The organism is Kitasatospora purpeofusca (genome assembly GCF_036010405.1).
GTDB lineage: Bacteria > Actinomycetota > Actinomycetes > Streptomycetales > Streptomycetaceae > Kitasatospora > Kitasatospora purpeofusca.
In genome coordinates this window covers 5,271,766-5,296,357 of the sequence record NZ_CP108561.1, presented here as the reverse complement: position 1 = coordinate 5,296,357, position 24,592 = coordinate 5,271,766, and the positions used below count along the sequence as shown (strand labels likewise).

Annotated in this window: 22 protein-coding genes and 1 tRNA gene; 13 read left to right on the top strand and 10 right to left on the bottom strand. The window is 73.8% G+C overall.

The window, feature by feature from the left end; all coding sequences use genetic code 11:
- Positions 1 to 70: 70 nt before the first annotated feature.
- A complete protein-coding gene (locus tag OG715_RS23515) occupies positions 71 to 745 on the top strand; it encodes a Crp/Fnr family transcriptional regulator (RefSeq protein ID WP_030392646.1) in 675 nt (224 codons plus the stop codon).
- A 98-nt stretch (positions 746 to 843) separates the two neighbouring features.
- On the opposite strand, the gene OG715_RS23510 is transcribed toward OG715_RS23515, so the two are convergent.
- The 5 genes from OG715_RS23510 to OG715_RS23490 all read right to left on the bottom strand — a co-directional run bounded on the left by OG715_RS23510 (position 844) and on the right by OG715_RS23490 (position 3,740).
- Positions 844 to 1,671: an MBL fold metallo-hydrolase gene (locus tag OG715_RS23510; RefSeq protein ID WP_266270835.1), complete on the bottom strand. Its 828-nt coding sequence runs from the start codon at positions 1,669 to 1,671 to the stop codon at positions 844 to 846.
- Complete coding sequence (locus OG715_RS23505; RefSeq protein ID WP_266270834.1) at positions 1,668 to 1,838, bottom strand: hypothetical protein; 171 nt, start codon at positions 1,836 to 1,838, stop codon at positions 1,668 to 1,670. Before OG715_RS23505 ends, OG715_RS23510 begins: the two co-directional genes overlap by 4 nt.
- Positions 1,839 to 1,937: 99 nt before the next feature.
- Entirely contained in the window at positions 1,938 to 2,816 is an 879-nt protein-coding gene (locus OG715_RS23500; RefSeq protein ID WP_266270833.1) for an NUDIX hydrolase, read from the bottom strand.
- A gap of 298 nt (positions 2,817 to 3,114) precedes the next feature.
- Positions 3,115 to 3,585 carry a RidA family protein gene (locus OG715_RS23495; RefSeq protein ID WP_030392643.1) on the bottom strand — a complete coding sequence of 157 codons (471 nt, stop codon included), beginning with the start codon at positions 3,583 to 3,585 and terminating at the stop codon, positions 3,115 to 3,117.
- Entirely contained in the window at positions 3,582 to 3,740 is a 159-nt protein-coding gene (locus OG715_RS23490) for a DUF4177 domain-containing protein (RefSeq protein ID WP_093860985.1), read from the bottom strand. Before OG715_RS23490 ends, OG715_RS23495 begins: the two co-directional genes overlap by 4 nt.
- A 200-nt stretch (positions 3,741 to 3,940) precedes the next feature.
- Here OG715_RS23490 and OG715_RS23485 point away from each other — a divergent pair, with 200 nt between their 5' ends.
- Together OG715_RS23485 and OG715_RS23480 are read left to right on the top strand one after the other, a co-directional pair.
- Positions 3,941 to 5,086 (top strand): ArsA-related P-loop ATPase, encoded by a 1,146-nt coding sequence (locus OG715_RS23485; protein WP_266270832.1) that lies wholly within the window; start codon positions 3,941 to 3,943, stop codon positions 5,084 to 5,086.
- Positions 5,083 to 6,276, top strand: a complete 1,194-nt coding sequence (locus OG715_RS23480; RefSeq protein WP_407661008.1) for an ArsA family ATPase — start codon at positions 5,083 to 5,085, stop codon at positions 6,274 to 6,276. The genes OG715_RS23485 and OG715_RS23480 overlap by 4 nt, the downstream gene beginning before the upstream one ends.
- A gap of 217 nt (positions 6,277 to 6,493) precedes the next feature.
- Here the strand turns inward: OG715_RS23480 and OG715_RS23475 are convergent, their stop codons facing one another.
- Positions 6,494 to 6,817, bottom strand: coding sequence for a WhiB family transcriptional regulator (locus OG715_RS23475; RefSeq protein WP_037779213.1), 324 nt, complete (start codon positions 6,815 to 6,817; stop codon positions 6,494 to 6,496).
- Between the two features lie 423 nt (positions 6,818 to 7,240).
- Between OG715_RS23475 and OG715_RS23470 the strand changes: the two genes are divergently transcribed.
- Positions 7,241 to 9,574, top strand: coding sequence for a transglycosylase domain-containing protein (locus OG715_RS23470; RefSeq protein ID WP_266270831.1), 2,334 nt, complete (start codon positions 7,241 to 7,243; stop codon positions 9,572 to 9,574).
- Between the two features lie 144 nt (positions 9,575 to 9,718).
- Here the strand turns inward: OG715_RS23470 and OG715_RS23465 are convergent, their stop codons facing one another.
- The gene (locus OG715_RS23465) at positions 9,719 to 10,174 is read right to left on the bottom strand and encodes a GatB/YqeY domain-containing protein (RefSeq protein ID WP_266270830.1); all 456 of its coding nucleotides are present in this window, start codon (positions 10,172 to 10,174) and stop codon (positions 9,719 to 9,721) included.
- Positions 10,175 to 10,321: 147 nt separating this feature from the next.
- Here OG715_RS23465 and OG715_RS23460 point away from each other — a divergent pair, with 147 nt between their 5' ends.
- The 5 genes from OG715_RS23460 to OG715_RS23440 all read left to right on the top strand — a co-directional run bounded on the left by OG715_RS23460 (position 10,322) and on the right by OG715_RS23440 (position 14,515).
- Positions 10,322 to 10,936, top strand: coding sequence for a CGNR zinc finger domain-containing protein (locus tag OG715_RS23460; protein ID WP_266270829.1), 615 nt, complete (start codon positions 10,322 to 10,324; stop codon positions 10,934 to 10,936).
- A 66-nt stretch (positions 10,937 to 11,002) separates the two neighbouring features.
- Complete coding sequence (locus tag OG715_RS23455; protein ID WP_266270828.1) at positions 11,003 to 11,947, top strand: metallophosphoesterase; 945 nt, start codon at positions 11,003 to 11,005, stop codon at positions 11,945 to 11,947.
- A 101-nt stretch (positions 11,948 to 12,048) separates the two neighbouring features.
- A tRNA-Pro gene (locus tag OG715_RS23450) sits at positions 12,049 to 12,122 on the top strand.
- Between the two features lie 454 nt (positions 12,123 to 12,576).
- The gene (locus tag OG715_RS23445; RefSeq protein WP_266270827.1) at positions 12,577 to 13,173 is read left to right on the top strand and encodes a TetR/AcrR family transcriptional regulator; all 597 of its coding nucleotides are present in this window, start codon (positions 12,577 to 12,579) and stop codon (positions 13,171 to 13,173) included.
- A 151-nt stretch (positions 13,174 to 13,324) separates the two neighbouring features.
- On the top strand, positions 13,325 to 14,515 hold the full coding sequence (locus tag OG715_RS23440) for an IS701 family transposase (RefSeq protein ID WP_266270826.1): 1,191 nt from the start codon (positions 13,325 to 13,327) through the stop codon (positions 14,513 to 14,515).
- 40 nt (positions 14,516 to 14,555) lie between these two features.
- Here OG715_RS23440 and OG715_RS23435 read toward each other — a convergent pair whose 3' ends face one another.
- Together OG715_RS23435 and OG715_RS23430 are read right to left on the bottom strand one after the other, a co-directional pair.
- On the bottom strand, positions 14,556 to 15,785 hold the full coding sequence (locus OG715_RS23435) for a serine hydrolase domain-containing protein (RefSeq protein ID WP_266270825.1): 1,230 nt from the start codon (positions 15,783 to 15,785) through the stop codon (positions 14,556 to 14,558).
- A 196-nt stretch (positions 15,786 to 15,981) separates the two neighbouring features.
- Positions 15,982 to 18,804 (bottom strand): helix-turn-helix transcriptional regulator, encoded by a 2,823-nt coding sequence (locus tag OG715_RS23430; protein ID WP_266270824.1) that lies wholly within the window; start codon positions 18,802 to 18,804, stop codon positions 15,982 to 15,984.
- 181 nt (positions 18,805 to 18,985) lie between these two features.
- Here OG715_RS23430 and OG715_RS23425 point away from each other — a divergent pair, with 181 nt between their 5' ends.
- The 4 genes from OG715_RS23425 to OG715_RS23410 all read left to right on the top strand — a co-directional run bounded on the left by OG715_RS23425 (position 18,986) and on the right by OG715_RS23410 (position 23,623).
- Complete coding sequence (locus OG715_RS23425; protein WP_045941957.1) at positions 18,986 to 19,363, top strand: nuclear transport factor 2 family protein; 378 nt, start codon at positions 18,986 to 18,988, stop codon at positions 19,361 to 19,363.
- 142 nt (positions 19,364 to 19,505) lie between these two features.
- The gene (locus tag OG715_RS23420; protein WP_266270823.1) at positions 19,506 to 20,951 is read left to right on the top strand and encodes an MFS transporter; all 1,446 of its coding nucleotides are present in this window, start codon (positions 19,506 to 19,508) and stop codon (positions 20,949 to 20,951) included.
- A 175-nt stretch (positions 20,952 to 21,126) separates the two neighbouring features.
- Positions 21,127 to 23,037, top strand: a complete 1,911-nt coding sequence (locus OG715_RS23415; protein ID WP_266270821.1) for a S9 family peptidase — start codon at positions 21,127 to 21,129, stop codon at positions 23,035 to 23,037.
- 13 nt (positions 23,038 to 23,050) lie between these two features.
- Positions 23,051 to 23,623: a hypothetical protein gene (locus tag OG715_RS23410; protein WP_266270820.1), complete on the top strand. Its 573-nt coding sequence runs from the start codon at positions 23,051 to 23,053 to the stop codon at positions 23,621 to 23,623.
- 44 nt (positions 23,624 to 23,667) lie between these two features.
- Here OG715_RS23410 and OG715_RS23405 read toward each other — a convergent pair whose 3' ends face one another.
- Positions 23,668 to 24,468, bottom strand: a complete 801-nt coding sequence (locus tag OG715_RS23405) for an SURF1 family protein (protein WP_266270819.1) — start codon at positions 24,466 to 24,468, stop codon at positions 23,668 to 23,670.
- Positions 24,469 to 24,592: the final 124 nt, after the last annotated feature.

Below are 24,592 nucleotides of genomic sequence, written 5' to 3'. Positions count from 1 at the left end.
GTGATGCAGAGCACTGTACGAACTTGTGCCGGAGGGCTTGACGGCCGGCCGGCCGAGAAGGAGGAAGCACGTGGACGACGTTCTGCGGCGCGCCGCACTCTTCGCGGCACTCGACGACGAACAGGCCGGCGAGCTGCGCGCTTCCATGACCGAGGTGACGCTCGCCCGCGGCGAGTCGCTGTTCCACGAGGGCGACCCCGGCGACCGGCTGTACGTCGTCGCCGAGGGCAAGGTCAAGCTGCACCGGGCCTCGCCGGACGGCCGCGAGAACATGCTCGCCGTCCTCGGCCCCAGCGAGATGATCGGCGAGCTGTCGCTGTTCGACCCGGGCCCGCGCACCGCCACCGCGAGCGCGCTGACCGAGGTCAAGCTGCTTGGCCTCGGCCACGGCGACCTCCAGCCCTGGCTGCACGCGCGCCCCGAGGTCTCGATCGCACTGCTGCGCGCCATCGCCCGCCGCCTGCGCCGGACCAACGACGTGATGTCCGACCTGGTCTTCTCCGACGTGCCCGGGCGCGTCGCCAAGGCTCTGCTGGACCTCTCCCGCCGCTTCGGCGTGCAGTCCGACGAGGGCATCCACGTCGCCCACGACCTCACCCAGGAGGAGCTGGCCCAGCTGGTCGGCGCCTCCCGCGAGACGGTCAACAAGGCGCTCGCCGACTTCGCCGGCCGCGGCTGGCTGAAGCTGGAGGCCCGTGCGGTCGTGCTGATGGACGTCGAGCGGCTCTCCCGCCGCTCGCGGTAGTCCGCGCTCCCCGAGCCCGTGCGAAGGGTCCGTACGCTCCGGCGTACGGGCCCTTCGCGGGTCCGGGCGCACCAAGTCGTACGGCTCCGGGCAGGCGGTCAGTCCGGGATGAGCCCGTGGTCCCTGAGGTACCGGAGCTGCGCGAGGACCGACAGCTCGGCCGCCGGCCACAGCGCGCGGTCCACGTCCGCGTAGACCCGCGCCACCACCTCGGCCGACGTCCGGCAGCCGGCCTCGACCGCGGTCTCGACCTGGGCCAGCCGACCGGCCCGGTGGGCCAGGTAGTAGTCCACCGCGCCGAGCGCGTCCGCGAGCACCGGTCCGTGCCCCGGCAGCACCGTCCGGACGCCGTGCTCGGCGGCCATGCCGTGCAGGTGCCGCAGCGAGTCCAGGTAGTCGCCGAGCCTGCCGTCCGGGTGGGCGACCATCGTGGTGCCCCGCCCGAGGACGGTGTCGCCGGTGAGGATCGCGCCGTCCGCGGGCAGGTGGAAGGTGAGCGAGTCCGAGGTGTGGCCGGGGGTGCCGACCACCCGCAGGTCGAGGCCGCCGACGTCCAGGCGCTGCCCGTCCGTGAGCCCCTCCGAACCGAGCCGGTGCGCCGGGTCCAGCGCGCGGACCTCGCTGCCGGTCAGTTCGGCGAACCGGGCCGCCCCCTCGGAGTGGTCCGCGTGCCCGTGGGTGAGCAGCGTGAGTGCCACACGCTTGCCCCGCTGCTCGGCGGTCTCGATCACCCGGCGCAGATGGCCCTCGTGCAGCGGGCCCGGGTCGATCACCACCGCGAGGTCCGAGCCCGGCTCGGAGAGCAGCCAGGTGTTGGTGCCGTCCAACGTCATCGGGGACGGGTTCGGCGCCAGCACGCAGAGCGCACGGGGGGTGGCCTCGCCGCCGATCCCGGCGGCGGGGTCACCCGGCAGGAGTCCGCTCACCGGCGGTCCTCGGTGACGCGGTGCAGCGCCCGGAGCGGCAGCGTCCGGGTGAGGGCGCGCTGCGCCACCTCGGTGAAGCTGACGGAGTCGCAGGCCGGGCGGCGCGGGATCAGGCGGCGGGCGGGCATCTCGGGTGCCGTCCGGCGAGCCACGTCGTTGTGGGTCATCGGGCGTCGGTCCTTTCTCGTACGGATCACTCGGGGGTGGAGCGGGGGTACTGCGAGGGCGGATCAGGAACAGGTGGGGCAGGAACGGGTGGGACGCGGTCAGCCGACGCGTTCCTCGGGGAACGTACCGTCGATCGTCAGTTCGTCGTACCCCGGCCAGCGGACGGTCAGACGCTCCCCGCGCACCTCGGCCCGGCCGATCACCGGCTCCAGCGAACGGTCCGCCGCCGCCCCCAGCGCCTCGGCGGCGCTGCGCACCGGCTCCAACTCTCGCAGCACGGTGACGGTCGGCGGCAGCATCCCGAACCGGCCCTCCTCGTAGCCCCGGACGGCCTCGGCCGGGGTGAGCCAGGCGACCCGGTCCGCCTCGCCGACCTCGCGGGCGGCGCGCTGCCCGGTCGGCAGGGCGGCGACGAAGAACCAGGTGTCGTACCGGCGCTCCTCGAAGGCCGGGGTGATCCACCGGGCCCAGCCGGCCAGCAGGTCGCTGCGGAGCAGCAGCCCGTGGTCGCGCAGGAAGTCGGCGAAGGAGAGCTCGTGGGCCTCCAGGGCGGCGCGCTCGGCGGTCCAGTCCCGGGGCTCGGCGACGCTGTCGGCGTCCGGACCGGCCAGCAGGACGCCGGCCTCCTCGAAGGTCTCGCGGACGGCGGCGCAGACCACGGCCTGCGCGGTCCGGGCGTCCACGCCGAGCCGTTCGGCCCACTCCCGCGGGCCGGGACCGGCCCAACCGAGCTCGGCCTCCGCGTCCCGACGGTCGACCCCGCCGCCCGGGTAGGCGTACATCCCGGCCGCGAACGCCATCGACGTCCGCCGCCGCAGCAGGTACGCCTCCGGGCCGGCGTCCGTCCCGGTGTCCCGGAGCAGCACCACGGTGGCGGACTGCCTGGGCACGGGCGGGGTCAGCTCTCCGGCGTCGGCCGCCCTGATCCGGGCGGGCCAGCCGGGAGGCATCGGGAGCGTCGTTGCTCGCTGGTCCATGCCCGGATGCTAAGCGCCCGGGGGCGGGCTTGGACAGGGGTGATCCGTTCTGCGGGCCGTCCCCGGGGGAGCGCCCCTTCGCGGGCCGGGGCGTCCTCGCCCGGGCACGGCCGGACACGGCCGGAGCACGCCCGGACACACGTCCGCCCCGGACTCCGTGCGGGTCCGGGGCGGGCGGGGCGTCGAGGGTGTCCGGCACGTTGAGGGTGGCCGGCGCGAGGAATGTCCTGTGCGAGGGTGTCCGGCGCACTCGACGAGGCCGAGCGCGTCGGGGGTGTCCGGCCGCAGGTGCGGTCGGTCAGGCTCCGGCGCGGACGCGGACCTGGATCTCGACCTCGACCGGGGCGTCCAGCGGCAGCACGGTGACGCCCACCGCGCTGCGGGCGTGCACGCCCGCGTCGCCGAGCACCTTGCCGAGCAGCTCGCTCGTGCCGTTGATCACGCCCGGCTGGCCGGTGAAGTCGGGGGCGGAGGCGACGAAGCCGACGACCTTGACGACCTGCTCGACCAGGTCGAGGTCGCCGATCACCGACTTGACCGCGGCGAGGGCGTTCAGCGCGCAGATCTGCGCGAGCTCCTTGGCCTCCTCCGGGGTGACCTCGGCGCCGACCTTGCCGGTGCTCGGGAGCTTGCCCGCCACCATCGGCAGCTGGCCGGAGGTGAAGACGAAGTCACCGGTGCGCAGCGCGGGCACGTAGGCGGCGACCGGGGCGGCCACCGGCGGAAGGGTCAGGCCCAGTTCGGCCAGCTTCTCCTCGACCTTGCTCATGCCTGCTTCTCCCGCTTGAAGTAGGCCACCAGCTGCTCCGGGTTCGGACCCGGTACGACCTGGACGAGCTCCCAGCCGTCGTGGCCGAAGTTGTCCAGGATCTGCTTGGTGGCGTGCACCAGCAGAGGTGCCGTCATGTATTCCCACTTGGTCATGGCCAGACTCTAGACGTTCCGTCCCGGCGATCGGCCCCGGGCGGCGTCCGGGCGCGCTCCCGCGTGTGAGGTGGCCCACAAAGCGGGCATGATTCGGGTCCGGCGCCCCGGGTAGTCCCGGCATCCGGTGCGGTCCCTGGTTACCCTCGCGGGAGGGCACCTGCGTGGTGCCGGACCTCGGAGACGGACGGAGACGGAGCGTGGCACGCACCCCCGGCCAGGCGGCCCGGCGCGATCCCGACTGGGAGGGCGTACGGCTGCACGTGGTCAGCGGCAAGGGCGGGACCGGGAAGACCACCGTGGCCGCGGCACTGGCACTGGCGCTCGCTGCGGAGGGTCGCCGGACCCTGCTGATCGAGGTGGAGGGCCGGCAGGGCATCGCCGAGCTGTTCGGCATAGCGGCACTCCCCTACGAGGAGCGCCGGATCGCCACGGTCACCCCGGCCCAGCTGGGCCTGCCGGCGAGCGGCTCCGCAGGCGGACCGGCGGGCGGCGCGGCAGGCAGACCGGCGGGCGGACCGGCGGGCGGATCGCCGAGCGGCCCGGTGAGCGGTGAGCTGCACGCGCTCGCCATCGACACCGAGCAGGCTCTGCTCGAATACCTCGACATGTTCTACAAGCTCGGCCGGGCCGGGAAGGCCCTGCAGAAGGTCGGGTTCGTCGACTTCGCGACCACCATCGCCCCCGGCGTCCGGGACGTGCTGCTGACCGGCAAGGCCTGCGAGGCCGCCCGCCGCAAGGGCCCGGACGGACGGCGGACCTATGACGCGGTGGTGATGGACGCACCGCCGACCGGCCGGATCACCCGGTTCCTGAACGTCAACTCCGAGGTGGCCGGGCTGGCCCGGATAGGGCCGATCCACAGCCAGGCGCAGGCCGTGATGCGGGTGCTGAAGTCGCCGGAGACCGCCGTGCACCTGGTCACCCTGCTGGAGGAGATGCCGGTCCAGGAGACCGTCGACGGCATCGCCGAGCTGCGCGAGGCCGGTCTGCCGGTGGGCGGGGTGCTGGTCAACATGGTCCGGCCGCCGCTGCTGGACGCGGCCGCGGTGGCTGCGGTCGACGGGAACCACCGCGAGGAGGTCGCGCTGGCCCTGGGCGAGGCGGGTCTCGGAGGCCGCTCGCGCAAGCCGGAGACCGTCCGGGCGGCGGTCGAACCGCTGCTCGACCCCCTGCTGGCACAGGCCAGGGAGCACGCCGAGCGGGTGGAACTGGAGCGCGCCCGGCGCGCCGACCTGCAGCACCTGAAGCTCCCGACGTACGAACTTCCACTGCTGGGCGAGGGTGTCGACCTCGGCGCGCTCTACCGGCTGGCGGGCGAACTGAAGCGTCAGGGGGCAGCGTGAGCGGGCGGACCGGCACCACCGGACAGGACGGCGCGGGCACCGGCGGCAGCCGGCTCGCCGTGGACGAGCTGATCGACAACCCGAAGACCCGGATCATCGTCTGCTGCGGCTCCGGCGGCGTGGGCAAGACCACCACCGCGGCCGCGATCGGCCTGCGGGCCGCCGAACGAGGCCGCAAGGTCGTCGTCCTGACCATCGACCCGGCCCGGCGGCTGGCGCAGTCGATGGGCCTGACCGAGCTCGACAACACGCCGCGGGTCGTCAAGGGCGTGACCGGCGACGGCGAGCTCCAGGCCATGATGCTCGACATGAAGCGGACCTTCGACGAGGTCGTGCTGGCCCACGCCGACCCCGAGCGGGCCCGCGCGATCATGGAGAACCCGTTCTACCAGTCCCTGTCGGCCGGCTTCGCGGGCACGCAGGAGTACATGGCGATGGAGAAGCTCGGCCAGCTGCGGGCGGCCGAGGAGTGGGACCTCATCGTCGTCGACACCCCGCCGTCCCGGTCCGCGCTGGACTTCCTGGACGCGCCGAACCGGCTCGGGTCCTTCCTCGACGGCAAGGTGATCCGGATCCTGACCGCGCCGGCCAAGGTCGGCGGGCGGTCCGCGATGAAGTTCCTGAACGCCGGGATGGGCCTGCTCACCGGCACCCTCGGGAAGATCTTCGGCGCCCAGCTGCTGACGGACGTCCAGACCTTCGTCAGCGCGACGGACTCGATGTTCGGCGGCTTCCGGGAGCGGGCGGACCGCACCTACCAGCTGCTCCAGGCGCCGGGCACGGCGTTCCTGGTGGTGGCGGCCCCGGAGCGGGACGCGCTGCGCGAGGCGGCGTACTTCGTGGACCGGCTGGCCGCCGACCGGATGCCGCTGGCCGGGCTGGTGCTCAACCGGGTGCACGGGACCGGCGCCCCGCAGCTCACCGCCGAGCGGGCGCTGGCCGCGGCCGAGGCGCTGGAGGAGAACGGTTCGGAGCAGGTCTCGCCGGACGCGGAGCTGCTGGCGGCCGGACTGCTGCGGCTGCACGCCGAACGGATGCAGGTGATGGTGCGCGAGCGGCGGACCCGTGACCGCTTCGTCTCGGTCTACCCGGACGTGCCGATCGTCGAGGTCGCCGCGCTGCCCGGGGACGTCCATGACCTGGAAGGACTGCGGACGATCGGCGAGCGGCTCAGCGGTTCCACGGACTGAAGGTCGACGGACTGGAGGTCCGCGGACCGAAGGCCGCCGGCCCGGCGGACCGAACCCGTCCGGGCTGTCGCACCAGCGCGGCCCGGGCTGTCGACCCGGACCTCCGGACCCGAGCCCCCCGACCCGGGACGTGCGCCCCACCTGTGCTTCTCACCTGTCCAGCCCGACCGTGCTGCCCGACTGTGCTCCGCACGGCCGAAGCGCGTGCGGCGAAGACTCAGCCCGCCTGGGCGTAGTCCGTCAGTATCACGCCGGTGGCCAGCGAAGTCTCGTACTCGGTGCGGGCCGTCTCCAGCAGCCGCCGCCACGAGATCACGGTCGGCCGACGGCGCAGCAGCGCCCGGCGCTCGCGCTCGGTCATCCCGCCCCAGACCCCGAACTCCACCCGGTTGTCCAGTGCGTCCGCCAGGCACTCCGTGCGTACGGGGCACCCGCTGCACACCGCCTTGGCGCGATTCTGCGCCGCCCCCTGGACGAACAGTTCGTCCGGATCACTCGTGCGGCAGGCGGCCTGCGCACTCCAGTCGTCTACCCAGCCCATGCCGGCGCCGTCCTCTCCCGAATCGAGGCTCCCCCACGGCGGCAACGGCATATTCACCGTTGCCAGTTGAGGACGTTACGGAAGAACGACAGCTTGCAACAGCCCCTTCGGGCTCAATCTCGAATGACCCGATTGGACTATGGGTGGCGATCAGCTCACTCGTTGGAGTGATCGCAGGTCGCAAGCATTGCCAGGGCCGCGCTCGCCACTCTCGCCACGCGGGCCGTCACACAGCGCTACCGGACACAGGGGTGCAGCGGCCATCAGCTGCCTCAAAAACACCCCGAAGGTAGATAATTCGGGCAATTCTCATCACTCGCAAGAGTGATCGATGCTGACACAGCGAAGCTGTCGCAAGCTTGTGACAAGCCTAGGCGAACACCTGCCCCGGTGTGCGGCATTCGGCAACGTAGGGTTCTCCCCATGGCACCGAAGCGCCCCCAGGCACCCCAGCCCCCAGGCAACACCGGAGCTCCGCGCGGCAAGCGCCGCGGGTCACCGCTGAGCTACGCGGGACACGGAGTGAAGTTCCTGGGGGTCAGCGTGCTGTCCGGAGTACTGCTGGCGGGCATGGCCCTGCCCGCCGTCGGCGCGCTCGGGCTGACCGCCAAGAACACGGCGGAGGGCTTCTCCAACATCCCGGACGACTTCAAGACGCCGCCGCTCACCCAGGCGACCCAGATCTTCGACGCCAAGGGCGGGCTGATCGCCAAGGTCTACGAGCGCGACCGCACCGTCCTCACCGCCGACCAGATGTCCCCGTACATGCGGCAGGCGCAGGTCGACATCGAGGACGCCCGCTTCTACGACCACGGCGCCGTCGACCTCAAGGGCGTGCTCCGCGCGATCAGCAAGAACGCGGAGAGCGGCACCGCGTCCCAGGGCGCCTCGACGCTGACCCAGCAGTACGTGAAGAACGTCAACGTCGAGAAGGCCGGCGACGACCAGGCCGCCGTCCTGGAGGCCCAGCGCAAGACCCTGGGCCGCAAGATCCAGGAGCTGAAGGTCGCGATCAAGCTGGAGGAGGATCTGACCAAGGACCAGATCCTCACCAACTACCTGAACATCACCTTCTACGGTCACCAGGCGTACGGGATCGAGGCCGCCTCCCAGCGGTACTTCAGCAAGAGCAACAAGGACCTCACCATCGCCGAGGCCGCCACCCTGGCCGGCCTGGTGCAGAACCCGTCGCAGTACGACCCGGTGCGCTTCCCGGACAACGCGGTGAAGCGGCGCAACACCGTGATCGACAAGATGGTCGAGAACAAGCACGTCACCGCGGACCAGGCCAAGGAGGCCAAGGCCGCCCCGCTGGGCCTGAAGTACAAGGACCCGCAGAACGGCTGCATCACCGCCCAGGCGGGCATGGGCTTCTTCTGCGACTACGTCCGGCACGTGGTCAAGCAGGACCCGGCCTTCGGCAAGAACGCCGCCGACCGGAAGAAGTTCTGGGACCAGGGCGGCCTGAACATCTACACCACCCTCGACCCGGACAAGCAGGCCGCCGCCCAGGCCGCGGTCACCGGCAAGGTCAAGGTCACCGACCCGGTGTCGGCCGCCGCGACCATGATGGAGCCGGGCACCGGCAAGATCCTGGCGATGGCCCAGACCCGCCCGTACGGCCTGGAGCCGTCCAAGAACCAGACCGTCGTCAACCTCAACGTCGACGCGGCGATGGGCGGCGGCAACGGCTTCCAGCCCGGCTCGACCTTCAAGCCGATCATCGCCGCGGCCGCGCTCGAGAACGGTATGGCGCCCACCAAGCCGTACCCGTCCGAGAACCGCATCGAGTGGCCGACGATGAAGACCTGCGAAGGCACCTGGAAGAACACCTACAAGGGCAACGAGCGCTACGTCCCGAACGAGAGCAAGAGCGAGGTCGGCCCCTACGAGCTGAAGCAGGCGATGGCCCTCTCGGTCAACACCTACTTCGTTCAGATGGAGCAGGACATGGGGCTCTGCCCCGTCAAGCAGATGCTCGACAAGCTCAACATCACCACCACCGCCTCCGGTGCCAAGCTGGAGGTCGTGCCCTCGATCACCCTGGGCACCAAGGAGATGTCGCCGCTGACCATGGCGAACGTCTACGCGACCTTCGCCGCCCGCGGCAAGCACTGCACGCCGATCGCGATCAACAAGATCAGCACGGTCGACGGCAAGGACATCAAGGTCCCGCAGACCGCCTGCACCCAGGCCTTCTCCGAGCAGACCGCCGACGCGCTGAACACCGTCCTGCTCAATGTGACCGAGAAGGGCACCGGCGCCACCCTCGGCCTGGAGGACGGCCGCCAGATCGCCGGCAAGACCGGTACCACCGACAAGAAGAAGGCCGCCTGGTTCAGCGGCTACACCCCGCAGCTCGCCACCGCGGTCTGGATCGGCGGCCCCACCGGCGGCGTCGAGATGAAGAACATGAAGATCGGCGACACCTACTACGGTGCCGACGGCGTCTTCGGTGCCACCGGCCCCGGCCCGATCTGGAAGATGGCCATGGACGGCGCGCTGAAGGGCTCCCCGAAGGAGACCTTCCAGACCATCGACATCCCGGACCCGGCCCCCAAGCCGGACCCGAACGCCACCCCGACCGCCCCGGCCACCGGCCCGGCCGCGCCCGACCCGAACGCGGGCGGCAACCCGCCGCCGCCGGCGGGCAACCCGAACCCCGGCACCAACGCCGGCGGTCTGATCGGCGGCGGGTTCACCTTCCCGCCGGGGGTCATCGGCGGGAACGGCGACGGCGGGCGCGGCCGCCACTGAGCGGACGGCCGGACCGGGCCGGCCCGAACCGCAGGACAACCAGCAGGACGAAGAGGGGCGCCCCCGAGCGAGATGCTCGGGGGCGCCCCTCTTCTTTGCTCTCCGTCGTGCCGTTGCCCTGCTGCCTGCCGCTCCGCGGACCGATCAGCCGGCGAGCGCGGACTTCACCGCGGCGGCCACCCGGCCGCCCTCGGCCAGGCCGTCGACCTTCGGCCGCACCAGCTTCATCACGGCACCCATGCCCTGCGGACCCACCGCGCCGCTCTCGGCGACGGCGGCGGCCACGATGGCCGTCAGCTCCTCGTCGGACAGCTGCTTCGGCAGGTAACCGGCCAGCACCTCGCCCTCGGCCACCTCACGGGCGGCCTGCTCGGTCCGGCCGGCGCTGCCGAACGCCTCCGCGGCCTCCCGGCGCTTCTTCGCCTCCCGGCCGATCACCTTGAGCACCTCGGCGTCGGAGAGCTCGCGCTTCGTCTTCCCCGCCACCTCCTCGCTGGTGACGGCCGACAGCGTGAGCCGGATGGTGGACGAGCGCAGCTCGTCCCGGTCCCTGATGGCAGCCGTCAGGTCCTGGTGCAGCTGCTCCTTGAGCGTCGTCATGGCCCCGAGTCTCCCACCTGCCACGTTCCGATGCCCACCATTAACTCCACCCGCCCGTGCCCCCTCCTCACCCCTCTCTCCCGCGCCCTCCCCCGCGCTCTTCCCCGTGCCCTTCCCCAGTCACCAATAACCTCTTAAACTGGTTACATGACGGACGAGCGAAGCCCCGGTCTGGTCCTGCACTACCCCGGCGGAGCGCGCTTCCACTTCGACCCCGGCGCGCTCTGCCTGGAACTGCTGCCCACCGGCGGCCCCGGCCCCTTCGCCCGGTACGAGATCCTGCACCGGCCGTCCGACCTGGTCGAGTGGCTCGGACAGTCCAGGCTCGGACTGGCACCCGGCACCGTCCGGATCAGCGACGACCAACTGGCCGCCGTCCGCACCCTGCGGGACGCCCTCCGGCGCCTCACCGCGGCCCGCGCGAGCGGCGACCCCACCCCCGCCGACCCGGCCGACCACACGGTGCTCAACCGGGCCGCCGCCCGACCGCCGCTCGCCCCCCAGATCGCCCCCGACGGCACCGCGGCACCGCCCCTCCCCGGCGACGGCGACCAGCTCGCCTCCACCCTCGCCCGCGACGCCATCGCCCTGTTCACCGGCCCGCACGCGGACCAGATCCGCGAATGCGGCGCCGACGACTGCCAACTGCTCTTCGTCGACACCTCACGGCCGGGCCGGCGGCGCTGGTGCTCGATGGAGCGCTGCGGCAACCGCCACAAGGTCCGGGCCCTGCGCGCCCGGCGCGAACGACCCGAGGGGTGACCGGACGTGTCCCCGGGCGCACCCCGACAGTTCACCTGCTGATCCGCCGTCTGAGAGCATGGACCGATGCGACCGCTGTACTCCGTTCCCCTCGGAATCGCCGCCACCGGCGCCGCCTGCCTCGCCTACTCCGTTGGGTACGAGGTCCGTTCCTTCCGCCTCCGCCGGGTCGAGGTCCCGGTCCTCCCCCGAGGCGCCCGACCCATCCGGGTACTGCAGGTCTCCGACATCCACATGGTGAGCGGCCAGGGCCGGAAGCAGCGCTGGCTGCAGAGCCTCGCCGGCCTGCGGCCCGACCTGGTGGTCAACACCGGCGACAACCTCTCCGACCCGGAGGGGGTCCCCGCCACCCTGGACGCGCTCGGCCCGCTGATGGACTTCCCCGGCGTCTACGTCTTCGGGTCCAACGACTACTACGGCCCCGCCCGCAAGAACCCCGCCCGCTACCTCCAGGCGATGCGCACCGGCAGCCACGGCATGAACAACGCCGACGGCAGCGCCCGCCGCGGCATCACCGGCGCCGTCCACAACCCCTGGGAGAAGCTGCGCGACTCCTTCGACGCCGCCGGCTGGCTCGACCTCACCAACACCCGGGGCCGCCTCACCGTCGCCGGCCTCGACCTGGAGTTCACCGGCCTGGACGATCCGCACATCCGGCGCGACCGCTACAGCGAGGTCGCCGGCGGCCCCTCCCCCGACGCCGACCTCTCCCTCGCCGTCGTGCACGCCCCGTACCTGCGGGTCCTCGACGCCTTCACCGCCGACCGCTACCCGCTGATCCTGGCCGGCCACACCCACGGCGGCCAGCTCTGCGTCCCCTTCTACGGCGCCCTGGTCACCAACTGCGACCTCGACGCCAAGCGGGTCAAGGGCCTCTCCACCCACCAGGCCGGCGGCCGCCGCTCCTACCTCCACGTCTCGGCCGGCTGCGGCACCAACCGCTACACCCCCGTCCGCTTCGCCTGCCCCCCTGAAGCCACCCTCCTCACCCTCACCCCGACCCCCCACTGACCCACCCGCCCCGCTCGCCGAGAAACCGGATTTCGTCTCTCGGCGAGCGTCCGGTAGAGTTCTACTCGTCGCGAAGGAGACGGAGCGACAAACAGAAAGACCGGGGTGTGGCGCAGCTTGGTAGCGCGCTTCGTTCGGGACGAAGAGGCCGTGGGTTCAAATCCCGCCACCCCGACCCAGTCCAGAGGGCCTATCGGAGAGATCCGATAGGCCCTCTGGCGTTTCTGCGTGCCCACCGGGGTGACCGGCCCTCAGGCCCCCGGGCGAACAGGGCGCCACGGCCGGCGCCCCGGTCCGGCGACGGTGGAGCCGTGGGTTCGAATCCGGCTGACCGCATCCCCTGTCGCTGTTGTGCCCGATCGAGGTCGTGTCGCGCCTGCGCACCGGCCGGCCCGAGCGGATCGCGTGGCCGCGGCGGTTGCCGGTGACCGCGCCGGTGGCCGCCGGGGTGGGTGGGGTGGGAATCCGGTGGATGGGGGGTGGGTGGGGGGTGGGGCGGCGTAGCGTCGGAGTGTCATCGTTCCGGTACGTACCGGCGCGTTCCGGTCGCTCGAAGGGGGCGTCTCCACCATGTGGTTGGGCCATTCGCATTTCCTGGTCCGTGCTCGCCGGGTTCGCGGTGGCGCGTGATGAGGCAGGAGCGTGCTCGGCAGACTCGTCGTGCTCTTCTGCACGCTGCGGCAACGGAGTTCGACCTGCACGGGTACGAGGGGACGTCGCTTGCGCGGATCAGTCGGACCGCCGGGGTCACGCTGGGGGCGCTCACCTTCCACTTCCCGTCCAAGGCCGCGCTGGCGGACGCCGTCCGCACCGAGGGGGCCGCTCTCACGGGTGCCGCGGTGCCGGAGGCGGGCGTGGGTGGGTTGATCGAGTTGCTCACCCGGTTGCTGGACGAGGAGCCGAGCGTGCGGGCAGCCGCTCGGCTCAGTTGGGAGCAGCCGGAGTCGGCAGGAAACTGGCACGCGGTCTGGGAGCCCGAGCTGCGTGACCGGCTGGCCCGTGAACGGTCCGCCGGTCCTGCGGGCCTCGCCCCGGTCCTGGACGAGGTCGATCTGGAGACGCTGGCGCACTGCCTGGTGGCCGGTTCGGCGGCACTGCGGCGGGGGATCGTCCCCCTGGGCGGCGCCGGCCCGGCCGCTCCGGAGGAGGTCCGGCGGCGGCTCCGGCGGCTCTGGCAGCACGCGGCGGCAGGCAGTCCCGACCAGCCCTCCGCGCCGAACACTTGACCGCGTCCGTTGCGCGGCCGTCGGCCACCGGGATACCGGAATTCGCCAAAGCGGTTCCGGGGCCCGGAGGGAAGTCGGAACAAAGCGATCGTTCACTATCCTCCCGAGGACGGCACCTCACGGCACCACACCACCCCGGGGAGCTCATCACATGGACGCCCAACCCCTCTCACCGGTCGGCGAAGCCGCCGTCTCCCGGTTCGCCGAGCAGGTGTTCGCCCATCTGGGCCGGACCGACCAGCGTCGCTGGGCCCGGGCCTATCTGCAGGGGCTGCTCGCGGCACCCGGCCGCAAGTCCCTGGCCAACCTGGCCGCCAGTCTGGCCACCGGGCCGACGGAGGCGGCCACCGTGTCGCTCTCGCTCCAGCAGTTCATCAACGGCAGCCCGTGGGACTGGCGTCCGGCCCGCCGGGTGCTCGCCGAACTCGCCGCCGGCCCCCGCCCGGTGCGGGCCTGGACGGCCGCGCTGGCGGTCGTCCCCAAGCGCGGCGACCAGGTGGTGGGTGTCCATCGGCGGTTCGACCCGGCGATCGGACGGATCGTCAAATGCCAGGTGGCGAGCGGCCTTTTCGTCGCCACCGACCGGGATGCCGTCCCGGTGGACTGGTCGCTGCTGCTCGACCCGAGCTGGACGGACGACCCGCAGCGGCGCGCCCGGGCCCGGATCCCCGAGGACACCGCCCCGCAGCCGGCGGGTGAGCTGCTGGTCGGGATGGTGGACCGGCTCGCCGCCCACCATCCGGTGGCGCCGCTGGTCGTCGGCCTCGACGCGGCGGACGACCCGATCCGGCTGGCCGCCGCGCTCGCCCGCCGCTCCGTCCCGTACCTGCTGGAGGTCCGCGGCGGGCAGGCCGTCCGGCCGGTGCTCCAGGCCACCACGGGTCGGCACGGGCGGGTGCACCAGGGCGCCGTGCCCGCCGAGTCGCTGTTCCCCCGGTGGCGGTCGCGGACGACGGCGGGCACGGTGACGGCGTTGCGCGGCACCCCCGTTCTGCCGCCCGGCCCGGTGGCCGCACCGGCCCCGGGGTCGCCGGCGGCGCCGGTGCACCGGCTCTGGGCGCGGTGCGACGACGACAGCGGGCCGCGACGGTACTGGCTGACCGATCTGGCCGAGGACGCCCCCGGCGTGCTCACGCTGCTGGACGCCGCCTCGGCCACGCGGAGCACCGTGGACCGGCTCGGTTCGGACTTCGGACTGCTGGACTTCTCCGGCCGCTCGTACACCGGCTGGCACCACCACATGACGCTGGTCTCGGCCGCGTACGCGCTCGGCCGGGACCTGGCCGTCCGGGTCGGAGGGAGCACCGGGAGCACCGGGAGCAGCCTCCGGGACTCCGCCTAGCCCGCCCGGCCGCGCCGCCCGGGCACAGCGCCCGGCCCGGTCAGGCGTCGACGGCCTGGTAGACCGTGGTCCAGAAGTCGTGGATCAGGTGGGCCGAGTTCGGGACGGTCATCCCGACCTGGGTGAGCACGATGCCGACGAGCCCGTGCTGCGGGTCGGCGTAGGTGGAGGTGCCGCTGCCGCCGTCCCAGCCGAACTGGCCGACGGGGGCGTAGTCGCCGCGATAGGTCCGCACCGCCGAGCCGAGGCCCCAACCGCCGTGCTGGCCCTGGCCGTACGACAGGTGCACGTTGTCCTTGGCCAGGGTCTCGCGCAGGGCGGTCTGCTCCGGGGTGAGGCGGTTGGTGGTCATCAGCTCGACCGCTGGGCGGGAGAGGATGCGCTCGCCGCCGTGCAGGCCGCCGTCGAGCAGCATCCGGAAGTAGGCGTGGTAGTCGTCGACGGTGGAGACCAGGCCGCCGCCACCGCCGGGGAACAGCGGGGGCTTGCTCCAGCGGCCGTCCGCCGACTCGTCCCAGACGTGGAACTCGCCGCTCTGCGGGTCGGGGGCGTAGAGGGCGGGCAGCCGGTCGATCTTCTCGGCGGGCACGTGGAAGCCGGTGTCCGCCATCCCCAGCGGACCGAAGACCCGCTCGCGGAGGAAGCTCTCGAAGGACTGGCCGGTGACCCGGGCGACGAGCACACCGAGCAGGTCGCTGGCGATGTGGTACTGCCAGCGCTCACCGGGCTGGTGCATCAGCGGGAGCGTGCCGAGGCGGCGCAGCCACTCGTCCGGCTCCGGCATCGGCTGCGGCAGGTCGGGCGTGAGGCCGTTCTCGATGATCGCGCCCATGATCGGGCTGCCCAGCGCGGTGATGTCCATGCCGAGGCCGAAGGTGGAGGTCAGCACGTCCCGGACGGTGATCGGCCGCCGGGCCGGCACGGTGTCGTCGAGCGGCCCGTCGATGCGCTTGAGGACGCGGCGGTCGGCGAGCTCCGGCAGCCAGGTCTGCACGAGGTCGTCCAGCCGCAGCCGGCAGTCGTCGAGCAGGACCGCGGCGGCGGCCATGGTGACCGGCTTGGAGGTCGAGGCCATCCGGAAGATCGTGTCCCGGGCCATCGGTGCGCCGCCGCCGTGGCTCATGGTGCCGATGGCCTCGACGTGCGTCTCGTCGCCCCGGCCGATCAGGGCGACGACGCCCGGGACCCGGCCGGACTCGACGTGCCGCGTCAGCACCTCGCGCACCTTGCGCAGACCCTCGTCGGTGAAGCCGCCGTTGCTGCTGGTCATGTTGACCCTCCCCGTCCAGTGGTGTTCATGAACTTCCGAACGCTCAAGAAGCTACATTGCGTTCACAGGTTCGTCAACACCAAAGAAGGGCATGGGGCTTTAAATGCTGGGCCAACGGCACCTTCGTTGCAATGGATCTGAAGTCGAAAGGCAATGCCGGACCGGGACCTCCGTTGCAATGGAGTCGAGGGAGAGGTCAGGCCCGGAGCACCGCCGCCAGCTCCGTCCGCGAGGCGATCCCCAGCTTCGGATAGGCCTTGTAGAGGTGGTGCCCGACGGTCCGCGGGCTGAGGAAGAGCTGCGCGGCGATGTCCCGGTTGGCCAGCCCCCGGGCCGCCAGCCGGGCGATCTGCAACTCCTGCGGGGTGAGCGCCGTCAGCGCACTCGCGGCGGCGGCCGGGGCCGGGGCGGTGGTTCCGGTGGCGGTCAGTTCGGCGCGGGCGCGGTCCGCCCAGGGTTCGGCGCCGAGCCGCTCGAAGGTCTCCAGGGCTGCGCCCAGATGCGGGCGGGCGTCCGTACGGCGGCGCTCCCGCCGCAGCCACTCGCCGTACAGCAGGGCGGTGCGGGCGCGTTCGAACGGACGGTGGACGCCCTCGTGCAGGTCGAGGGCCGCCCGGTACGCGGATTCGGCGAACTCGTCCGGCCCGAGCAGCGCCTGGCAGCGCAGCCGCAGAGCCTCCACCCAGGGCGTCCCGGCCGCGCCCGCCCAGCGGGCGAAGCGCTCGTACGGCTCGGCCGCCCGCTCCGGTTCGCCCAGCCGGACGGCTGCCTCGACCAGGTCGGGAACCGCCCGGGTGGCGCCGACATGGTGCCGGTACGGCCCGGTGGTGAGCGCGTGCAGCCGGTCGGCGGCCGCCGCCGCGCGGCCCCGGCCGAGGTCCAGCAGGGCGAGCGCCCAGTGCGCCCACGGCTCCCCGGCGGCGGGCGCGGCCGAACCGGGGACCAGCGCCGCCGCAGCCAGCTCCGCGCACCGCTGGTCGTCCCCCGCGAAGGCCGCCAAACAGGCCAGCAGCGAGGCGAGTTGGCTGGTCCACTGGGCCTGACCGGTGTCCCGGGCGAGCGCGAGGCCCTCCGTCGCCGTCACCTCGGCGTCGCGGTGCCGGCCGTGGAACAGCTCGGCCTCGGCGAGGAAGAACTGCAGTGTCGGCAGCACCCCGACCGTCCCCTTGACCCGGGCCTCGGCCGTGAGTTCGGAGGCCAGCTCCAGCGTCTCGTGGTCCCGCCCGAGGACGAGGGTGGCGCCGCACAGCTGTACCAGGTCGACCGGGCTCTCCGCCCCGGCCTTCCGGGCCGCCGCCGCGGTGGCGCGGACGTCGGGCAGCGGGCCGGCCGGACGCCCCAGCGCGGGCAGCACGGCGGCCGACAGGTGCCGGGCCAGCGGGGCGAGCGGTTCGTCCGCGCCCAGCGGCAGGGCAGCCAGCCGGTCGAGCACGGTGGCCACCGGCTCCTCGCCGACGTACCAGGCGGCATGGAAGGCCTGGAGCAGCATCCGGGCCGCGTGCGCGGGTTCGATGTCGGTCGCGGCGGCGTCCAGCAGCAGCCGGTACGCGGCCGGGTAGGCGCCGCGCCAGAAGTGCGCGACGGCCCGGACCTGGTCCAGCAGCGCGTGCGCGAAGACGCTGTCGGTGCGCGCGCCGGCCCGCTCGGCGAGCGCCTCGGCCAGCTCCAACTTCCCTTCCTCGGTGGCCGCTTCGGCGGCCAGCACCAGGCGCCGGGTGGCCCCGTCGCGGTCCGGGGTGAGCCCGGCGGCGCGCTCGTACGCGGCGGCCGCGCCGCCGTGGGCACCCCGGGCCTCGGCCCGGGCTGCGGTCCGCTCCAACGCGTCGGCAAGTCCGGCGTCGGGCGCGGTGGCGGAGAGCGCGAGGTGCCAGGTCCGCCGGTCGCCCTCCTCCAGCACCTCGCCGATCGCCCGGTGGGCGGCTAACCTCTGCTGGAGCGGGGCCCGTTGGAGGACGGCCGCGCGCAGCAGCGGGTGCCGGAAGACGAACCGGCGGTCGGCGCCGACGGTGACCAGTCCGGCCCGTTCGGCGGGCTCCAGCGCTTCGGCGCCCGCCCCGAGCGCTGAGGCGGCGGCCAGGACGACGTCCAGCTCGCCGTTCTCCTCGGCCGCGGCGACCAGCAGCAGGGTCTGGGTCGCGGGCGGCAGGCCGGTGACCTGGCCGTGGAAGGCGATCCGGAGCCGGCTGGTGAGGGCGAGTCCGCCGGACGCCAGGTCCGCCTCACTGGAGGGCAGTTCGACGAGGGCCAGCGGATTCCCGGCGGCCTCGGCGAGCAGCCGTCGGCGGGCCGGGCCGGTGAGGGGCGCGCCCGTACGGTCGTCGAGCAGGCGGACCGCGTCCGGTTCGGCCAGGCCGGTGAGCCGCAGCTCGGGCAGGCCGGCCAGCGGTCCGGCCGTCGCACCCGGCCGGGCCGGGCCGTCGACCCCGGCGCCGGCCGCCCCCGCGTCGGCCGCCACCCCGACACCCGCGCCCGCGCCCGCGCCATCGGCGGCCGCCCCGCCGACGTCCGCCCCGGCCCCCGTGTCACGGGCGGCGAGCAGCAGCGCGACGCCCTCGGCCCGGAGCCGGCGCGCCGCGATCAGCAGGGCGTCCAGCGAGGAGCGGTCGAGCCACTGCAGATCGTCGACCACGCACAACAGCGGCTGCTCGGAGGCGAGTTCGGCGAGCAGCCCGAGCGTGGCCAGCCCCGCGAGCAGTCGGTCGGTGCCGCCGGACGCCTCGCCGAGCCCGAACGCGCTCTCCAGCGAACGCCGTTGCGGTCCCGGCAGGGCGTCCAACCGGTCCAGGCCGGACGCCAGCAGCAGGCTCAGCCCGGCGAAGGGGAGTTCGGCCTCGTACTCGACGCCGGTCGCCCGGACCACCCGGAACCCGTCACCGGCCGCCGCCACCGCGTACTCCAGCACGGCCGTCTTGCCGATCCCCGGCTCGCCGCGCAGCAGCAGGACCCCGCTGCGACCCCCGCGCGCCCCGTCGAGCAGCGCGTCGACGGCGGCCCGCTCCCGTTCCCGCCCGTACAGCATCCCGGTCCCCTCCCCCGCAGGCCCCGCGCCCTGCGGCTTCGACCCTACTGGCGCCCACCCCGGTCACCCCTACCTATCCGTGACTGATTCGCCCGCCGCCCGCCGTCCGTAAGTTTTCGACCAGCGGGGAACGGCCCGCCGACCACCGCACCAACCGCCGCACCGGACAAGGGAGAAGACCATGACCGCCAACCTGCCCACCGACCTCGGACAGCTCGCCGCCCGCTACCTCGCCGCGTGGAACGAGACCGACCCGGCCGCCCGCCGGAAGCTGATCGACGAGGCGTGGGCCGAGGACGGCCGCTACACCGACCCGCTGGCCGCCGTCACCGGGCGCGAGGGTGTCGACGCGCTGATCGGCGCGGCGCAGGGGCAGTTCCCCGGCCTGGTGTTCACCCTCGGCCCGGTCGACGCCCACCACGACATCGCACGTTTCACGTGGAACCTCGGCCCGGCCGGGGAGGAGCCGCTGGTCATCGGCTTCGACGTGCTGGTCGCCGACGCGGAGGGCCGGATCGCCTCGGTGTACGGCTTCCTCGACCGCGTCCCCGGCGCCTGAACCGTCGGCCTCCTCCGACTGCCGGCAGTACCCCGGGGCGGGCGACCTGTGCGCCCGCCCCGGCCCCGGGCCGCAACGCCCGCCCCCGCCCGCCCATCCGCCCGCCGCACGCACTCCCGCCGCACACCCACCGGAGCAGACCTTGTCCAGCACCCTGACCGCCCGCAGCACCACCCCGGCCACCGCGCAGACCACCGCCCCGGCGACCGCCCCGGCCGCCCCCGCTCCGCGCGGCCTGCTGCCGGTCCTGCTGACCGCGACCTTCATGACCGCCCTCGACGTCTTCGTCGTCAACGTCGCCGTCCCCTCCCTCCAGGCCGACCTGAGAGCCGGCCCCGCCGCCGTCCAATGGGTGGTCGCGGGCTTCGGCCTCGCCCTAGCCGTCGGACTGATCACCGCCGGCCGGCTCGGCGACCGGTACGGCCGCCGCCGGATGTTCGGCCTCGGCCTGGCCCTGTTCACCCTGGCCTCGGCCGCCTGCGGCCTGGCCCCGACGGCGGGCACCCTGGTCGGCGCCCGGGTCGCCCAGGGCCTGGCGGCGGCGCTGATGGGCCCGCAGGTGCTGGCGATCCTGCGGACCGCGTACAGCGGCGCGGCGCAGGCCCGGGCGTTCGCGATGTACGGGCTGACGATGGGGCTCGGAGCGGTGTTCGGCCAGCTGATCGGCGGCGTGCTGATCCGCGCCGACCTGTTCGGCCTGGACTGGCGCAGCTGCTTCCTGCTCAACCTGCCGGTCGGCCTGGCCGCCCTGGCCCTGGTGCGGCGCTGCCTGCCCGAGTCGCGGGCCCCGCACCGGCCGGGTCTCGACCCGGTGGGCGTCGTGCTGGTCAGCCTCGCCCTGACCGGCCTGGTGCTGCCGCTGATCCAGGGCCGCGAGAGCGGCTGGCCGCTGTGGACCGGGCTCTGCCTGGGCGGCGCGGCGGCGCTGCTCGTGCTCCTCACCGTCCACCAGCACCGGCGCGGACGGTCGGGCGGCTCGCCGCTGGTCGACACCCGGCTGTTCGGGGACCGCGCGTTCACCGCCGGTCTGCTCGCCCAGCTGGCCTTCTGGCTCGGCCAGGCCTCGTTCTTCCTGGTGCTCGCCCTCTACCTGCAGCCGGGCCTCGGTCTGGACGCGCTCGGGGCGGGCCTGGTCTTCACCGCGATCGGCCTCGGCTACCTGCTGACCTCCACCACCGCGCACCGGGTGGCCGCCCGGCTCGGCCGGCAGGCGATCGCGCTGGGCGGGCTGCTGATGGCCGCCGGGCTGGGCCTGCTCGGGCTGGCCGTGCACCTGGCGGGCACCACCGGCAGCGTCTGGTGGCTGGCACCGGGCCTGTTCGTGGACGGGCTCGGGATGGGGCTGGTGATCGCCCCGGTGACCTCGCTGGTGCTGGCCGGCGTCGAACCCCGGCTGGCCGGCTCGGCCGCGGGTCTGGTGGCCACCGTCCAGCAGGTCGCGGGGGCGCTCGGGGTCGCGCTGATCGGCATCCTCTACTACGGCGCCGCCGACCCGGCCGCCGCCTTCGGGCGCAGCCTGGGGGCGCTGGCGGTCCTGGAGCTGCTGCTGGCGGGCCTGGTCCAGCTGCTGCCCCGCCGAACGGGGTGAGCGGACCGGAAGGAGTGGGACAGCTGGAAGGACAGGGAAGACAGGGAGGGCAGGGAGGACAGGAACGACCGGAAGGCCCCGCAGGAACGGGGGTGGGGAGGACCGGTACGGCCCTCCCCACCCCCGTTTCCCCGTCCCGTTCCGTTTCCTCGCCCCGATCTGGTTGGGTGGGTGGATGAGCGAGGAGAAGAGCGCCGTTCCGGCGTGGGAGCAGCGGTTCAGGGCGGCACGGGTCTCCCTGCCGGACTGGGCCGAGGACGCCCCCGACCGGGCGCTGTACGTGTCCAACTCCAGTGGTACCTACGAGGTCTACGCCTGGGACCGCGCCACCGACACCCACCGGCGGGCCACCGACCGTCCGAACGGCACCACCGATGCCGAGCTGTCCCCCGACGGCGAGTGGATCTGGTGGTTCGACGACAGCGACGGCGACGAGTACGGCGTCTGGCGCCGCCAGCCGTTCGCCGGCCGCCCCGAGGGCGCCGCCGGTCCGGACGAGGAGGCCGTCCCCGGTCTGGCCCCGTCCTACGACGCGGGTCTCGCCCTCGGCCGCGACGGCACCGTGGTGGTCGGCCGGTCGACCGACGAGGACGGCACCACCCTGCACCTGCGCCGCCCGGGCGCGGCCGAGGCCGTCGAGATCTACCGGCACGCCGAGTACGGCGGCGTCGGCGACCTGAGCCACGACGGCACCCTGCTGGCCATCGACCACACCGAGCACGGCGACGCCATGCACGGCGCGATCCGGGTCGTCCGCCTCTCCGGCGACGGAACCGCAGTGCCCGGTGACGACGCCTCCGCCGTCCCCACCCTCGCCGAACTGGACGAGGTCACCGGCCACGAGCACCCGCGCGGGGTCGCCTGCCTGGGCTTCGCGCCCGTCGACGGCGACACCCGGCTGCTGGTCGCCCACCAGCGCACCGGCCGCTGGGAGCCGATGATCTGGGACGTCGCGACCGGCCAGGAGACCGCCCTGGCACTCCGCGACGAGCAGGGTCGCGAACTGCCCGGCGACCTCTCCGCCCAGTGGCGCCCCGGCGCCCGCGCGCTGCTGATCGAGCACGAGTACGAGGCGCGCAGCGAGCTGTTCTCCTACTCCCTGGACGACGGCGTGCTCACCCGGCTGGACACCCCGCGCGGCACGGTCGGCGGCGCCACCCCGCGCCCCGACGGCACGGTGGAGTTCCTGTGGTCCTCCGCCGCCGACCCGTCCGCCGTCCGCTCCACCGCCGGCACGGTCGTGCTGCGCGCGCCCGGCAACGTCCCGCCCGGCTCGGTGCCGGTCGAGGACGTCTGGGTGGACGGGCCCGGCGGCCGGGTGCACGCGTTGGTCCAGCGGCCGGCCGGGGCGGGCGAGGGCCCGTTCCCGACCGTGTTCGAGATCCACGGCGGCCCGACCCATCACGACAGCGACTCCTTCGCCGCCGGGCCGGCCGCCTGGCTGGACCACGGCTTCGCGGTGGTCCGGGTCAACTACCGCGGCTCGACCGGCTACGGCCAGGCCTGGACGGACGCGCTGCGCGAGCGGGTCGGCCTGATCGAGCTGGAGGACATCGCCGCCGTGCGCGGCTGGGCGGTGGAGAGCGGGCTGGCCGACCCGGACCGGCTGGTGCTGGCCGGCGGCTCCTGGGGCGGCTACCTCACGCTGCTCGGCCTCGGCGTGCAGCCCGAGCTGTGGAGCCTCGGCGTCGCCGCCGTTCCCGTCGCGGACTACCTGACCGCGTACGACGACGAGATGGAGGCGCTGAAGGCGATCGACCGCACGCTCTTCGGCGGCACGCCCGAGGAGGTGCCGGAGCGCTGGACCGCCTCCTCCCCGCTGACGTACATCGACCGGGTCGCGGTGCCGGTCTACATCAGCGCCGGGGTCAACGACCCGCGCTGCCCGATCAAGCAGATCGACAACTACGTCGCGGAGCTGGAGCGGCTCGGCAAGCCGCACGAGGTGTACCGGTACGACGCCGGGCACGGATCGCTGGTCGTGGACGAGCGGATCAAGCAGTTGCGGTTGGAGATCGACTTCGTCCGTCGGCACCTCGGCGGCCTGCCGGTCGGCGAGAATCGGGCGGACAGCGAGAAGCGGTGAACGGGGGACACGGGTGAGACGCCTGCTGACGATCCTGGGGGCGGGGGTGGCCGGGGCACTGGTGCTCACCGGCTGCTCGGGGCAGGACGGCGGTGACGGCGGCGGGAGCGCGGCCTGTCCGCCGGCCGCCTCGCCGTCCTCCGCCGCGCCGTCGTCCTCGCCCGTGTCTCCCCCGCCGTCCGCCGTCGCTCCGCCGGCGGCCACCTCCGCGGCGGTGAAGGCCGCCTTCCTCACGGCGGTGGCCGGGGGCGGGGACGAGGGCGGTGCGGTGCTGCTCGCCAAGTCGAGCTCGAAGGGGTCGAAGAGCTCCAAGGGTTCGAAGAGCGGCCGCACGACGCGTCACCACACCGACCGGTACGACTCGGACGACGACTCCAACGGCAGCGGCAACAGCAACGGCCGCCGGTGCGACAACCCGCCGCCGACCGCCTCGCCGTCACCGACCGCTTCGCCGACGCCGTCGGGCACGGCGTCCTCGCCCTCGGGCACGGCGGTGGCACCGGTGCCGTCCGGCAAGGCACCGTCGCCGGTACTGCCGTCCAAGCCGGCGGCACCGGCCGTGCCACCGGCGAAGCCGACCCGCTGACGCGACGGCGGCGCCCCCCGATCACCGGGGGCGCCGCCGGTCGGTCAGTCCAGGACCGGGTCCAGTCCGAGCGCCCGGTCCTGCTCGGCCTCCGCCTCACGGCGCAGCAGCCGGAACCACATGAACACCACGAAACCGCCGAAGACGAACCACTCCAGCGTGTAGCCGAGGTTCTGGAACGCCCGCAAGGAGAGGCCGTCACCGCCCTGCGGCTGGACGGTCGGCACCGGGGTGAGCCCCTCGGGCGCGACGTCGGCGGACACCCAGCCGTCGTACCAGCCGTCGAGGGCGAGCTTGTTGACGAGCGCGGCACGGTTGATGGTGCCGAGCTGCCCCTCGGGGAGGCCGCCGGCCACGGCGCCGTTGCTGCCGCTGGTCTCGCCGGCCTGGAGCCGGCCGCCGAGCGTCACCTCGCCGGTGGGCGCGTCCGCCGGAGCCCCGGGCGCGGACGCCCCGGCCGGTGGTGTCCCGGGTGCCCAGCCCCGGACGACCGCGACCGTCCGGCCGTCGGCGGTGCGCAGCGGGGTGAGCACGTAGTAGCCCGGCCGGCCGTCCAGCTCCCGGTTGGGCACCAGCAGCTGGTGCTCCGGGTCGAAGGTGCCGGTGACCGTCACGGCGCGGCCGACGGTGTCGGTGGTGACCTGCGGCCGGTCGGCGGCGAGCAGTTCACCGAGCGGACGGGGCGCGCCGGCGTCGTTCACGGCGCGGCTGATCTCCTGGTGCGAGGAGACGCGGTCCTCGAACCGGCCCAGCTGCCAGGAACCGAGCCAGACGCACACCGCGACGGCCGCCACGGCCAGCGCGGTGCCGCTCAGCCAGCGCGGGGTGAGGAGAAACCGGTACACACCCCCCACGGTAACCACTCCTCACACTCCGCCCGTCCCCAGGTCCCCACCTCGGACCTGAAAGTCGGCCCCGCCGACTTCTCGCGCGCGGCTCCGACCGCGCGGCCCGGGCACGCGGTCGCCC

Bases quoted from the DNA above. Each gene is read 5' to 3' on its own strand.
- OG715_RS23470 (WP_266270831.1), top strand. From the start codon at position 7,241: ATGGCACCGAAGCGCCCCCAGGCACCCCAGCCCCCAGGCAACACCGGA.
- OG715_RS23500 (WP_266270833.1), bottom strand. From the start codon at position 2,816: ATGGACCAGCGAGCAACGACGCTCCCGATGCCTCCCGGCTGGCCCGCC.
- OG715_RS23465 (WP_266270830.1), bottom strand. From the start codon at position 10,174: ATGACGACGCTCAAGGAGCAGCTGCACCAGGACCTGACGGCTGCCATC.
- OG715_RS23475 (WP_037779213.1), bottom strand. From the start codon at position 6,817: ATGGGCTGGGTAGACGACTGGAGTGCGCAGGCCGCCTGCCGCACGAGT.
- OG715_RS23460 (WP_266270829.1), top strand. From the start codon at position 10,322: ATGACGGACGAGCGAAGCCCCGGTCTGGTCCTGCACTACCCCGGCGGA.
- OG715_RS23435 (WP_266270825.1), bottom strand. From the start codon at position 15,785: ATGACCAGCAGCAACGGCGGCTTCACCGACGAGGGTCTGCGCAAGGTG.
- OG715_RS23505 (WP_266270834.1), bottom strand. From the start codon at position 1,838: ATGACCCACAACGACGTGGCTCGCCGGACGGCACCCGAGATGCCCGCC.
- OG715_RS23455 (WP_266270828.1), top strand. From the start codon at position 11,003: ATGCGACCGCTGTACTCCGTTCCCCTCGGAATCGCCGCCACCGGCGCC.
- OG715_RS23415 (WP_266270821.1), top strand. From the start codon at position 21,127: ATGAGCGAGGAGAAGAGCGCCGTTCCGGCGTGGGAGCAGCGGTTCAGG.
- OG715_RS23425 (WP_045941957.1), top strand. From the start codon at position 18,986: ATGACCGCCAACCTGCCCACCGACCTCGGACAGCTCGCCGCCCGCTAC.
- OG715_RS23440 (WP_266270826.1), top strand. From the start codon at position 13,325: ATGGACGCCCAACCCCTCTCACCGGTCGGCGAAGCCGCCGTCTCCCGG.
- OG715_RS23495 (WP_030392643.1), bottom strand. From the start codon at position 3,585: ATGAGCAAGGTCGAGGAGAAGCTGGCCGAACTGGGCCTGACCCTTCCG.
- OG715_RS23430 (WP_266270824.1), bottom strand. From the start codon at position 18,804: ATGCTGTACGGGCGGGAACGGGAGCGGGCCGCCGTCGACGCGCTGCTC.
- OG715_RS23445 (WP_266270827.1), top strand. From the start codon at position 12,577: ATGAGGCAGGAGCGTGCTCGGCAGACTCGTCGTGCTCTTCTGCACGCT.
- OG715_RS23490 (WP_093860985.1), bottom strand. From the start codon at position 3,740: ATGACCAAGTGGGAATACATGACGGCACCTCTGCTGGTGCACGCCACC.